We start from the raw sequence: 12170 nt of genomic DNA, 5'->3' as shown, positions 1-12170 counted from the left end.
CCTGCCTGCGCCGGTCTCTGCCGGTGGCAAGCCGGCGGGAAGGAGGATGCGATGTTGCCGATGTGCTTACTGGGTTCCGCGCTGCTGGCGGCGGCGCTGTGCGGCGGCGCGCAGGCGCAGGCGCTGGAGATACTGACGGCCGAGATTGCGCCTCTGGCTTTCAGCAAGGATGGCAAGATCACGGGCTTTTGCGTCGAGGTGGTGGCGGAAATCCAGCGCCGGCTCGGCGACCGCTCGCCGATGCGCCTGATGCCATGGGCGCGCGCCTATCTGATGGCGCAGAGCGGCGCCAACGTGGTGCTGGTGTGCCCCAAGCGCACGGCCGAGCGCGAGCGGCAATTCCAATGGGTGGGGCCGCTGCTGGTGTCGCAAACCAATTTTTATGCCAGGCGCGGCGCGGGCATCCATCTGGGCAGCGTAAACGACGCCAAGACCCTGTCGGGCGTGATGGCGCCGCGCGCCTTCTATTCCTATCGCTACTTGCAGCAGGCCGGCTTTGCCAACCTGGAGGCGGTGAACAACTCGGCCACCATGCTGGCCATGCTGCTGGCCGGCCGGCACCCGCTGATGGCGCTGGACCAGGAACAGCTGCCAGCCCTGCTGAAGCAGGCGGGCGTGGCGGCCGATGCCGTCGAACTCGTGTACCCGATCTTTTCGATCGGCAGCTATCTCACTTTTCCCCTGTCGACCGACCCTGCCCTGGTGCTGCGCTGGCAGCGCACGCTCGAGCGCATGCAGCGCGACGGCGCCTATGATGCCATCGCGCGGCGCTGGCTCGGCGCGGCGGCGAAGTGAGGCGGACGGATTCCCGGGGCTGGCGGACAGGCTATTGCTGGGGCAGCAGGCCCAGCTGACGCGCGTTGAAGACGGCCTGGCCCCGGTTGCCGGCCTCCAGCTTGCGGAAGATCTGGCCCAGGTGCCACTTTACCGTGCTCACGGAGAGGAACAGGTTGGCGCCGATCTCCTGGTTCGACTTGCCCTGCGCCACCAGCGACAGCAGCGCGTACTCGGTCTGCGTCAGCGTCACCGCCGGCGGCGCGGCGTCGGCGGCCGCGCCGGCGGCCCGCAGCACGGCATCGAGGTGGGCGGCGGCGGCGATGCTGAGCAGGTGGCGCGACTTGGCCTGCATGTGTGCCAGCAGCGGATGGATGTCGGGGCCTTCGTCGAGAAAGCTGCGCACCATGCCCGAGCGCGCCGCCTGCTCCAGGGCCAGCGCCAGTTCCCGCTGCGCGTCCTTGGGCAAGCCGTTGCGCTGCAGGGCGATCGCCAGCAGCACGCGCAGCTTGGTGGCGCGCCACAGGCGCCCGGCCGCCAGCGCATGCGCCAGCAACTGGCCGATGCGCGCCAGCGCTTCGCCGGGCGCCGCATGGATCATCAGGCGCGCCTGGACGATGCCGGCGCCGTCGATTTCCTGGCAGGAAACGATGCAGCGTTCGTGCCCGGGCCAGCTGGCATCGAGCAGCAGGGCGGCGTAGCCGGCCACCGACTCGGGGCGCGCCGTCTGGATCGCCATGCGCGACAGTTCTCCCTCGAGCGCCGCGCGCGCCGGCGAGGCGGAGCGCGGATGGCCCTGCATGATCTGCCCTTCCAGCCAGCGCGTCGCGGCAGCGGGATTTTCCTTGATGGCCAGCATGCGCGCCTGCACGATGGAGACGGCGCTCAGCGAGTCCCATGGCAAGCCCAGCGGGATCAGGCTGCGGGCGAAGGTCAGGCGCGAGGCCACCAGGTCGAGGGCATTGCGCTCATAGTCGATCAGCAGGATCAGGCCCGCGCTGAACGGGTACAGCAGGGCTGGCGAGATCTTGTCGCTGTGGCGCTGGGCCAGCGCATCGATGGCCGCCAGCTGCTGCAGCGCGGCGTCGAAATTGCCCTGGATCGCATCGAGGTAGGCTTGCAGGAAGTAGACGATGGCCAGGCCGGAAATGGTGCCCGACTCGCGGCAGGCGCGGCGCGCCTCGATGAGCAGCGCGGCTGCCTCGTCGAGCATGCCGCGCCACAGGCAGGTGTAGGCCGCCACGTAGGCCAGGGTGGCGCGGTCGTTTGGATTGGCCTGGCGCTGCTGCGGCCAGTCGCGGTCCGCCAGCGCGATGGTGCGCGCGGTGTCGCCGTCGAGGAAGGCCAGCACGGGGTCGAGCGCGCGCAAGCCTTCGCTGTAGAGCGGGTCGGCATCCGGCTTGCCTGCCTGCTGGCGGAAGTAGTCGAGCCAGCGCGCCAGGTCGTCGCGCCGCGAGGAATACACCATGCCCACGACGAGCGCGCTGGTGAGGGCCGGGCGGCGCTTCAGCAGCGCGTCGGGCAACTGGTCGCACCACTGGATAATGCTGGGGAACTGGCCGTGCAGGCGCAGCTGGCCGACGATGCTCTCGAGGGTATCGGCCGCCTGTTCGTATTCGCCGCCCTTGAGGAAGTAATCGATCGCCTCGAAGGCGTAGCCGTGGGACGTCAGCCATTCCGCCGCCCGCACATAGATGGCCGGCGGCGGCCGGTGGTGCAGCACGATGTGCTCGGCGAACAGCGGGTGGTAGCGGAACCAGTTGTTTTGCAGCGGCTGGATCGGCAGGCCGGCCGCGCGGATGGCGGCGATCAGCCGCGCGCTGTCACTGCTGGCGCGCACGCAGTCGGCCAGTTCGGCGTGGAAGGAGCTCAGCGCCGCCGTCGCGATGAGAAATTCCTTGATGTCGTCGCTCTGCGCTTCGAACACTTCCTCGGCCAGGTATTCGCCCAAGTCGCGCAAGCCGGGCAATTGCGGCAACGCAACATGGCCACGGCCTTGCAGCCGTTTCCAGGCCAGGCCGATAAGCTCGACTGCGGCAGGCCAGCCCTCGCTGGTCTGCTGCAGCAGGGCCACGTCGGCTGCGGACAGGTCGAACTGGGCACGCTGCAGGTAGCTGGCCGTCTCGGCCTGGCTGAACTGCAGGTCTTCCATGTCCAGCTCGAGCAGCGCGCCATTGGCTTTCAGCGCCGCCACGCTGTGGCCGCGCAGCGAGCGGGCGCCGATGAACACGCTCATCGGCGCTGGCAGCACGTCGGCGATCAGCGTGAAGACGAGGGCGATATTGCTCGTGTCGAGCAGTTCCACGTCGTCGAGGAAGAGGTGGGTGACGCGCGTGTCGCCCAGCCGGACATAGTTGTCCTGCGGCGGTTCGGGCGTGACGAGCAGGGCGGCGCGCATGCCCAGCAGCAGGCGGGCGGGATCGTTGTCGCTGCTGTCGAAGGTCAGCCAGGCCACGTTCCCTCCGGCCGCGCCGGCATCGGCGCGGATCATGCGCATCAGCGACGTCTTGCCGTAGCCGGCCGGCGCGCGCAGCAGCACCAGGCGAAACGCGCCAAGGGAGGAGAGCTTGCGCAACACCTGTTCCCGCTCCATCAGGGGACGGGCGGTAGAGGGGGGCGCAAGCTTGAGCGTGTTGAGGTCTAACAATTTATTCATGTCCCCCGCTGGCAAGAAAGCGCCTGCAATCGGCCATCCGGGCGGACGGTCAAAGCGGTTTGTATCGTCGCATAGAATTATTCGGACAAGCAATCAATTTGTGGGCAAGGGGGCAGGCGCAGGTTTTCCGTGGATGTTTTGCCACAGCGGGGAAGTCCTGCCTTGTTCGCTTCTCCGTGTCCGCTGTCCTACCGGGCCGGCGGCGATTGTTATTTCCATCAGGAATTTAAGTCTGTGCTTCAAGGTGTGGCACCGCACGGTGGCATGTGGCGGGCGCGGTTAAGGTGGTGACAACAGCTTGCTGCTGAACCAGAGTTTGATATGGCTCAGCCCGGCAGCGTTTAGCCGCTTCTTTTTCCCGGAAGCGAGGAGAATCATGATTCGGTCACGGCATCGAGCATGGTTGATTTATTCACCTTTGAAGGAAACCATCATGAACGCGATTGAAAAAACCAGCTCCGAGATGAACGGCACCGCCCAGGATACCCGCCAGGACTTGCACCGCACCATCGACAAGGTGGCTAGCCAGGCCCAGCCTCTGGCCGACAAGGTCGCCACGCGCGCCCATGACGGCGTGGACCAGGTGGGCGACCGCATCGAGCAAGTCAGCGACACCGTCAGCAAGGCCTCGGAACGCCTGATGGCGCGCGGCAAGCAGTTGGGCGCCGCCTGCCAGCGCGCCGGCGAAACGGGCCGCGGCTATGTGCGCGAGCGCCCGGCCGTGTCCCTGCTGATTGCTGCGGCGGCCGGTTATGGCCTGTCGAAGCTGCTGGGTTCGCGTAAATAAGTCTTACGCCTTCCTGGAAGTATTTGTCGTGGGCGCTGGCCCGGTCTGCACTCATGGCGGCCCGGAGCGGCGCCCACGCGCACAAGGTAGTAGCAAGCAGTAAAGGAGAGTGATGATGCGCTCCATTTTGTTGTGGTTGATTGGCATACCTATTCCCATCATTATTTTGATTGCCCTGTTCGTGCGCTGAATGAGGGAGTTGTAGCGTTACTTCCCGGGGCAAACTACTCACAGGAGATGTAATGGCTACCACCAAGAAAACGCCGTCCACGGACGGTGCGGGTTCCGTTTTGAGCAGCATGTCCGGTCCATCCGACAGCAATGCGCCGCACAGCCTGGGCGCGGACAATGACGTGACCCGCGCGCTGCTGCAAAAGACGGCTGCCAGCCAGCAGCTGTCCGCCGCCATGGCCGATAATCCCAAGGAAGCCGGCCAGTATGGCGAGGCGGCGCGCACGCCGCCCGAAGGCGTGCATGTGGCGGCCGGCGAACCGCTGGCCACGGCCAGCACCACGGGCGAAACGCTAGCGTCGCCGAAGACGGGCGATGGCCAGCCCGCGCTGGGCGAGAATGCCCGTAACGCCTCGCTCGATGGCGCCCGCAGCGACGACAGCGGCTGCGTGCTGACGACCAACCAGGGTGTGCCCGTGGGCGACAACCAGAACTCGCTGAAGGCGGGCTTGCGCGGCCCCACCCTGATGGAAGATTTCATCCTGCGTGAAAAGCTCACGCATTTCGACCATGAGCGTATCCCCGAGCGCGTCGTGCATGCGCGCGGCTCCGCCGCCCATGGCTACTTCGAATGCTACAAGGAACAAAGCAAGCTGACGCGCGCCGCGCCGTTCGCCAAGGCGGGCAAGCGCACGCCCGTCTTCGTGCGCTTTTCCACGGTGGCCGGCGAACGCGGTTCGACCGACACGGCGCGCGACGTGCGAGGCTTCGCCGTGAAGTTCTATACGGACGAGGGCAACTGGGACCTGGTCGGCAATAACATTCCCGTCTTCTTCATCCAGGATGCGATGAAATTCCCCGACCTGATCCACGCCGTCAAGCCCGAGCCGAACAACGGCATTCCGCAAGCAGCCAGCGCGCATGACACCTTCTGGGATTTTGCGTCGCTGTCGCCGGAAATCACGCACATGCTGATGTGGGCCATGTCCGACCGCGCCATTCCGCGCAGCTACCGCATGATGCAGGGCTTCGGCGTGCATACGTTCCGCCTCGTCAATGCCAAGGGGCAGTCCGTGTTCTGCAAATTCCACTGGTCGCCCATGGCGGGCACGCATTCGCTCGTATGGGACGAGGCCGTCAAGCTCAGCGGCGCCGATTCCGACTTCCACCGGCGCGACCTGTGGGAAGCCATCGAGTGCGGCGAGTATCCCGAATACGAGCTGTCCTTCCAGGTCTTCACGGAAGCGCAGGCCGAAGCGTTTGCCTTCGACGTGCTTGACCCCACCAAGCTGATTCCCGAGGAACTGGTGCCGCTGATCCCGGTGGGGAAAATGGTCTTGAACCGCAATCCCGACAATTTTTTTGCCGAGACGGAGCAGGTGGCTTTCTGCACGGCGCACATCGTGCCCGGCATCGATTTTTCCAACGACCCGCTGCTGCAGGGGCGCATTCACTCGTACGTCGACACGCAGATCACGCGCCTGGGCGGCGCCAATTTCCATGAAATCCCCATCAATTCGCCGTTGGCGCCCCTGCACAACAACCAGCGCGACGGCATCCACCGCCAGGCCATCAACCGGGGCCGGGTCGCGTACGAGCCCAATTCGCTGGCGGGCGGCTGTCCGTTCCAGGCCGGGGCGAAGGGTTTTAACAGTTTTCCAGCGCCCGCCGAAGGCGACAAGGTGCGCGGCAAGCCCGAGAAATTCGCCGAGCATTATGCGCAGGCGCGGCTGTTCTGGATCAGCCAGACGCCGGTCGAGCAAGACCATATCGTGCATGCGTTCCGCTTTGAACTGAGCAAGGTGCAGACGGTGGCCATCCGCAAGCGCATCGTCGCCATGCTGCGCAATGTCGACGAGACGCTGGCGCAGCGCCTGGCCGACGCGCTGGGCCTGGCCCTGCCGCCCGTCATGCCGCCCGTGTCCATGCTGCCGATCCCCACGTATCCACCGTCGCCGGCGCTGTCGCTCTTTTTCCGTCCCGGCAAGACGGGCATCCACACCCTGCGCGTGGCCATCCTCGTGGGGCCGGGCAGCGATGGGGCGCAGGTGCGCAGCATCTATGCATCCTTGCTGGCCGACGGCGCCGTGCCGCGCCTGGTGGGCAGCCACCTGGGGAAAGTCGACACGAGCGGCGGCGCGCCGCTCGACGTGGAAATCTCGCTCGAAACGGGACCGTCCGTGCTGTTCGACGCCGTCGTGCTGCCGGACGGCCAGGGCGCCGTGCAGCAGCTGGGCAGCGACGCCAATGCGCTTGACTTCCTGCGCCTGCAGTACCGCCACTGCAAGCCGATCCTGGCCATCGGCGCCGGCAAGGGCTTGCTGGACAAGGCTGGCGTACCGGTGACCCTGCCCGACGGCAAGCCGGACCCCGCCATCATCGTCGTGCCGGCGAGCGACGTGGTGAAAGGCGTGGCGGCCTTTAAAAAGGCGCTGGCCGCGCACCGGGCGTTTGCGCGCGAAACGGATCCGCCGCGCGTGTGATGCCCGCTTGAGCGTCAGTGGGGCAGGCCTGGCTTGCCTTGCTGACGCAACAGTGCGCAACAATGTAAACAATAAAAACGTCCTGCGATGATATGCTGCTGACTAGAACTGTTCATTTGCAACTATTTCTATAACAGCAGCAAAGAACGGCTTCAGCAAACCGGATCGCGATTACCGCATGGACAAGTACACACCTCGCACCTGGGGGCCGGGCGAACGCCCGACCTTGCCCGGGTCGCCATCGATGCCCGAACATTCGACGCCCAAGCGTGTCGCGTATTTCATCGTCGGCCTGATCGTCGCGCTGACGGGGGGACTCGGTAACGGCCTGGTGACGGCCAATTTGCTGAACCTGCAAGGTTCGCTGGCCGCCTATGCCTACCAGATGCAGTGGCTGCCGGCCGCCTACGTGATGACCATCGTCTCGATGAATCTGCTGCTGGTGAAGTTTCGCCAGCAGTTCGGCCTGCGCCTGTTTACGGAATTCTTTCTCGTGCTGTACGCGCTGGTGACGTTCGCCCACTTGTATGCCAATACCTTGCCGTCCGCGATCGCCGTGCGCGCCGCGCATGGCATGGTGGGCGGCGCGCTGGGCGTGCTGGGGCTGTACTACACCCTGCAGGCGTTTCCCGCGCGGCACCGCCTGAAGGGCGTGGTGCTGGGCCTGGGCTTTGCCCAGCTGGCGCTGCCGCTGGCGCGCATCTTCACGTCCGAACTGCTGCAGATCGGCGAATGGCACGGCCTGTACCTGTTCGAGCTGGGGCTGGCCCTGCTGGCGCTGGGCTGCGTGCTGGCCCTGAAGCTGCCGCCCGGCGACCGCGTGCAGACGTTCGAACCGCTCGATTTCCTCACCTTTATTTTGTTCGCGCCCGGCGTGGCCCTGCTGTGCGCCGTGCTGGCGCAGGGGCGCACGGCGTGGTGGATGGAATCGGAGTGGGTGGGCGTGTGCCTGGCGGGCTCCATCGTGCTGATCGCCGCCTCGCTGGCCATCGAGCATAACCGCGCGCGCCCGCTGCTCAACACGCGCTGGCTCACCACGGGCAAGATCGCCAAGCTGTTTTTATCGGTGCTGCTGTTTCGCGTCGTGCTGTCCGAATCGACGGGCGCCGTGGGCTTTTTGCAGGCGCTGGGCCTGAACACGGACCAGATGCAAAATCTGTTCGTCGTGGTCCTGATGGGCAGCGTGGCGGGCCTGGTGGTCAGCGCGCTGACGATCAATCCGGCGACCCTGAACCGTTCGCTGATGGTCGCGCTGCTGCTGATCGCAGCCGGTGCCCTGATCGACGCGCACGCCACCAGCCAGACGCGCCCCGTCAATATGTATGTCAGCCAGTTCCTGCTGGCCTTTGGCGGCACGTATTTCCTCGGTCCCACCATGGTGGCTGGCATGGGCGCCGTGATCGCCGAACCGCGCAACCTGGTGAGTTTTTCCGTGATGTTTACCATGACGCAGAACCTGGGCGGCTTGCTCGGGTCGGCCATCGTCGGCACCATCCAGACGGCGCGCGAAAAATACCATTCCAGCTATCTGGTCGAGCACCTCACCATGCTCGACCCGCAGGTGGCCGCGCGCGTGCAGTCCGGTGCCGCAAGCTACGGCGGCGTGCTGATGGACCCGGCCCTGCGCAGCGCCCAGGGCGTGGCCCGCCTGGGCGCCGTCGCCACGCGCGAAGCCAATGTCCTCGCCTACAACGACGTCTTTTTGATGATCGCCGGCGTCGCCATCGCCACCCTGATCTGGATGCTGGTCAGCCAGTCCTGGACCCGCATCACCACCGGCGCGCGCCGCCTGGTCGGCCCCGTGCGCGATGCGCAGACGGCCATGGCCATCGTCCCCATTACCAATTCGGAACCGAGCAATGACAGAAAATAACACCCCGCCGCCAGTACCGACGCCTGCACCGCCATCCGCACCCGCAGCGCCACCCGCGCCCGCTGCCAGCAGCACGCCGCCGCAGCCGGACCGGCGCCACCAGTGGCTGTCCGCGCTGGCCTTTGCCGCCGTGGCCCTGGTGGGCGTGCTGATCGTGCTGTATGCGTGGCGTCTGCCGCCGTTCACCAGTCCCATCGTGACGACGGAAAACGCCACCGTGCGGGGGCAGGTGACCATCATCGGCACGCAGCTGTCCGGCTATGTGGTGGAAGTGACAGTGCAGGACTTCATGGACGTCAAGGAAGGCCAGCTGCTGGTGCGCATCGACGACCGCATCTACCAGCAGCGCTACGAGCAGGCGCAGGCGCAGCTGGCCGCGCAGCAGGCGGCGCTGTCGAACTGGACGCAGCAGAAGGCCAGCGCGCAGGCGGGCATCTCCGTCAGCGAGGCGGCGCTGGCCAATGCGGAAGCGCAGGCGCGCAAGGCCAGCGCGGACTTGAGCCGGGTGGAGCAGCTGGTGGCCGACGGCTCGCTGTCGCAGCGCGAACACGACCAGTCGCGCGCCACGCAGGCGCAGATGGCGGCCGCGCTGGCGCAAGCCCGCGCCAATCTCGACATCGCTCAGCAGAGCGTGCATTCGGTGGTGGTCAACAAGCAGGCGCTGGAGGCTGCCGTGGCCAACGCGCAGGCGGCAGTCAAGGCGGCGAAGATCGACCTCGATAACACGCGCATCGTCGCGCCTTCTGACGGCCAGCTGGGCCAAGTGACGGTGCGCCAGGGCGCCTACGTGAATTCGGGCGCGCAGCTGATGGCGCTGGTGCCGCGCCAGATGTGGGTGATCGCCAATTTCAAGGAAACGCAGATGAACGGCGTGCAGGAAGGGCAAAGCGCCACCTTCCACGTCGACGCGCTCGACGGCGCCGTGCTGACGGGCCAGGTGGAGCGCATTTCGCCGGCCACGGGGTCCGAGTTTTCCGTGCTGCCGGCCGATAACGCGACGGGCAACTATCTCAAAATTGCCCAGCGCATTCCCGTGCGCATCCGCATCGATCCGGGCCAGGCGAATGCGCGCCGGCTCGTGCCGGGCATGTCGGTGGTGGTCAGCGTCGACACGTCGGCCGTGCTGAACGACTCGGCGGACAATCCGGCGCCTCCGCCTGCGCCAAAGAAAGCCAAGCCATGACACGCCGCGCATTACTGATGGCCGCCGCGCTGGCGCTGGCCGGCTGCGCCGCCAAGGCGCCTTCGCAGCCCCCGTCATCGCTGCAGCTGCCGTCGGGCTGGCGCGCGCAAGCCCTCGGCGCACCTGCGGCGACGGGTGCCCAGGTCGAGCAACTGTGGTGGCAAGCCTTCGGCGATCCCGTCTTGAGCGACCTGGTGGGCGAGGCGCTGGCGCGCAATGGCGACTTGCGCGTGGCGCGCGCCCGAGTGCAGGAATACCGCGCGCGCCTGGCGCAGGCCGACGCGAACCGCGCGCCCAATCTGGCCTTCGACGGTTCGCCCACGCGCACGCGCACTTTGGCGTCCAGCGGCAAACCGTATGTGACGAATGTCTTCCAGGCCGAACTGCAGGCCAGCTATGAAATCGATGTGTGGGGCCGGCTGGCCAGTCTGAGCGACGCGGCCGGCGAGAGCTACCGCGCCGAGCAGGCCAGCCTCGATGCGGCGGCTCTGTCGATCGCCGCCAGCGTGGCGACGAGTTACCTGAACCTGCGGGGACTCGACGCGCAGCTGGCGCTGACGCAATCGACCCTGCAGCTGCGCGAACAGTCGCGCGAGCTGGCGCGCAAGCAGTTCGAGGTGGGCTACAGCTCGCGCCTGGAATGGCTGCAGGCGCAATCGGAATACCATGCGGCGGCCGAGCAGGTGCCGCAGCTGCAGCGGCAGATCTTCGAACAGGAAAATGCGCTGGCCATCCTCGTCGGCGGCAATCCCGGCCCCATCGCGCGCGGCTTGCCGCTGGCCGAGCTGGCGGCGCCAGGCGTGCCGGCCGGCTTGCCGTCCGAACTGCTGCGCCGGCGGCCCGATATCGCGCGCGCGGAACACAACCTGGCGGCCGCCAACGCCAGCCTGGCCGCCACGCGCGACCAGCTGCTGCCCTCGTTCAAGCTGACGGCGGCCGGCGGCGGGCAGGCGACGACCCTCACCGATTTCCTGCATGCGCCCACGGCCCTGTGGCGTCTGACGGCTTTGGCGGCCGGCCCCCTGTTCGATGGCGGGCGCGTGCAGGCGCAGACGGATGCGGCCGGCGCGCAGCGCGACCAGCTCGTGTACGCGTATGAAAACGTGGTGCGCAACGCCTTCGCCGAAACGGAGAACAGCCTGGGCGCCATCTACCGCCTCCAGCAGCAGGCCGTGGAAAACGACGCGCGCCGCGCCGCGGCGGCGGACACCCTGCGCATCGCGCACAACCGCTACCGCAATGGCTACGCCTCGTACCTTGAGGAACTCGACGCCCAGCGCACCCTGTACAGCGCCGACGTGGGACTGCTGCAGCTGAAGACGCGCATCCTCGTCGCCTCGGTCGACTTGTATCGGGCCATGGGCGGCGGCTGGTCGGCCAAGGCGCAATAGACGCGTGTGCACGGCGCGGCCAGTGTAATATTCTGACCAGGGAAAGCGGCGGCATGGTGCCAGCTGCTCCCGTCACGAACGAACGAGGTCGCAGCATGACGATTTTTGGCATAGGCATCCACATCCTGATCGCGGTATTTTTTGCGATCCACGTGGTGCGCAACGGGCAGCAGCTGTACTGGCTGCTCATTTTATTCATGTTCCCGCTGCTGGGCAGCGTGGTGTATTTCTTCGCCATCTACCTGCCCAATTCGCGCCTGCCGCAAGGCGCGCGCAAGGTCGCTTCGGTGGCCGTGCAGGTGCTCGATCCGAACCGCGAACTGCGCGAGGCGAAGGCCGCCTTCGAGTACACGCCGACGGCGCAAAACCAGATGCGCCTGGCCAGCGCGCAGCTGGAGGCGGGCGCTGCGCAGGAAGCGGCAGCGACGTACGAAGCCTGCCTGCGGGGAGCGTTTTCATCGGACCTGGAAATTCGCCTGGGCGCGGCACGCGCCTATCTGGAATGTGCGCGCGGCGCCGAAGCGCTGACGCACCTGGAATTCATCCGCCGCACGGATATCCATTTCCGTCCCGAGATGGTGTCCCTGCTGACGGCGCGCGCGCTGGCGCAAAGCGGGCGCCAGGCGGAAGCGAAGGCGGAGTTCGACGATGCGCTGACGCGCTACAACAGCTTCGAGTGCCGCGCCGAGTGCGCGATCTGGGCGCTGCAGCAGGGCGACAAGGTGCTGTCGGAGCGCCTGCTGCTCGATATCGACAGCGCCATGGCCCGCTGGAGCAGCCATACGCGTGCCATGTATGCGCCGCTGCTGGCGCGCCTGGAGGCGGCGCGCCGCTGATGGCTTGCCGGTGCCG

At 66.7% G+C, this 12170-nt stretch carries 8 protein-coding genes; 7 read left to right on the top strand and 1 reads right to left on the bottom strand.

Annotated elements, in window-relative coordinates:
- The first annotated feature begins 51 nt into the window (after positions 1-51).
- Positions 52-795, top strand: a complete 744-nt coding sequence (locus AC1RJW_RS24050) for a substrate-binding periplasmic protein (protein ID WP_493047186.1) — start codon at positions 52-54, stop codon at positions 793-795.
- A 31-nt stretch (positions 796-826) separates the two neighbouring features.
- Here the strand turns inward: AC1RJW_RS24050 and AC1RJW_RS24045 are convergent, their stop codons facing one another.
- Positions 827-3430, bottom strand: coding sequence for a winged helix-turn-helix domain-containing protein (locus tag AC1RJW_RS24045; RefSeq protein ID WP_493047185.1), 2604 nt, complete (start codon positions 3428-3430; stop codon positions 827-829).
- 433 nt (positions 3431-3863) lie between these two features.
- Here AC1RJW_RS24045 and AC1RJW_RS24040 point away from each other — a divergent pair, with 433 nt between their 5' ends.
- The 6 genes from AC1RJW_RS24040 (at position 3864) to AC1RJW_RS24015 (ending at position 12154) form a co-directional block, all read left to right on the top strand.
- Positions 3864-4217 carry an ElaB/YgaM/YqjD family protein gene (locus AC1RJW_RS24040; RefSeq protein ID WP_475414807.1) on the top strand — a complete coding sequence of 118 codons (354 nt, stop codon included), beginning with the start codon at positions 3864-3866 and terminating at the stop codon, positions 4215-4217.
- Positions 4218-4459: 242 nt separating this feature from the next.
- Positions 4460-6871, top strand: a complete 2412-nt coding sequence (locus AC1RJW_RS24035) for a catalase (RefSeq protein WP_493047184.1) — start codon at positions 4460-4462, stop codon at positions 6869-6871.
- 178 nt (positions 6872-7049) lie between these two features.
- Positions 7050-8744, top strand: coding sequence for an MFS transporter (locus tag AC1RJW_RS24030; RefSeq protein ID WP_493047183.1), 1695 nt, complete (start codon positions 7050-7052; stop codon positions 8742-8744).
- Positions 8731-9927 carry an HlyD family secretion protein gene (locus AC1RJW_RS24025; protein ID WP_493047182.1) on the top strand — a complete coding sequence of 399 codons (1197 nt, stop codon included), beginning with the start codon at positions 8731-8733 and terminating at the stop codon, positions 9925-9927. The genes AC1RJW_RS24030 and AC1RJW_RS24025 overlap by 14 nt, the downstream gene beginning before the upstream one ends.
- Complete coding sequence (locus AC1RJW_RS24020) at positions 9924-11318, top strand: efflux transporter outer membrane subunit (RefSeq protein WP_493047181.1); 1395 nt, start codon at positions 9924-9926, stop codon at positions 11316-11318. The genes AC1RJW_RS24025 and AC1RJW_RS24020 overlap by 4 nt, the downstream gene beginning before the upstream one ends.
- Positions 11319-11413: 95 nt before the next feature.
- Complete coding sequence (locus AC1RJW_RS24015; RefSeq protein WP_493047180.1) at positions 11414-12154, top strand: hypothetical protein; 741 nt, start codon at positions 11414-11416, stop codon at positions 12152-12154.
- Positions 12155-12170: the final 16 nt, after the last annotated feature.

The sequence above is a fragment of the Janthinobacterium sp. GW822-FHT07A03 genome (genome assembly GCF_058798815.1).
Note: the sequence above shows the minus strand (reverse complement) of the source record. Positions and strands in the feature narration are given on the sequence as shown.

What these genes read in the sequence shown, in the direction of transcription:
- AC1RJW_RS24040 (WP_475414807.1), top strand. Translation starts at nt 3,864, where the DNA reads ATGAACGCGATTGAAAAAACCAGCTCCGAGATGAACGGCACCGCCCAG.
- AC1RJW_RS24015 (WP_493047180.1), top strand. Translation starts at nt 11,414, where the DNA reads ATGACGATTTTTGGCATAGGCATCCACATCCTGATCGCGGTATTTTTT.
- AC1RJW_RS24020 (WP_493047181.1), top strand. Translation starts at nt 9,924, where the DNA reads ATGACACGCCGCGCATTACTGATGGCCGCCGCGCTGGCGCTGGCCGGC.
- AC1RJW_RS24030 (WP_493047183.1), top strand. Translation starts at nt 7,050, where the DNA reads ATGGACAAGTACACACCTCGCACCTGGGGGCCGGGCGAACGCCCGACC.
- AC1RJW_RS24035 (WP_493047184.1), top strand. Translation starts at nt 4,460, where the DNA reads ATGGCTACCACCAAGAAAACGCCGTCCACGGACGGTGCGGGTTCCGTT.
- AC1RJW_RS24050 (WP_493047186.1), top strand. Translation starts at nt 52, where the DNA reads ATGTTGCCGATGTGCTTACTGGGTTCCGCGCTGCTGGCGGCGGCGCTG.
- AC1RJW_RS24045 (WP_493047185.1), bottom strand. Translation starts at nt 3,430, where the DNA reads ATGAATAAATTGTTAGACCTCAACACGCTCAAGCTTGCGCCCCCCTCT.
- AC1RJW_RS24025 (WP_493047182.1), top strand. Translation starts at nt 8,731, where the DNA reads ATGACAGAAAATAACACCCCGCCGCCAGTACCGACGCCTGCACCGCCA.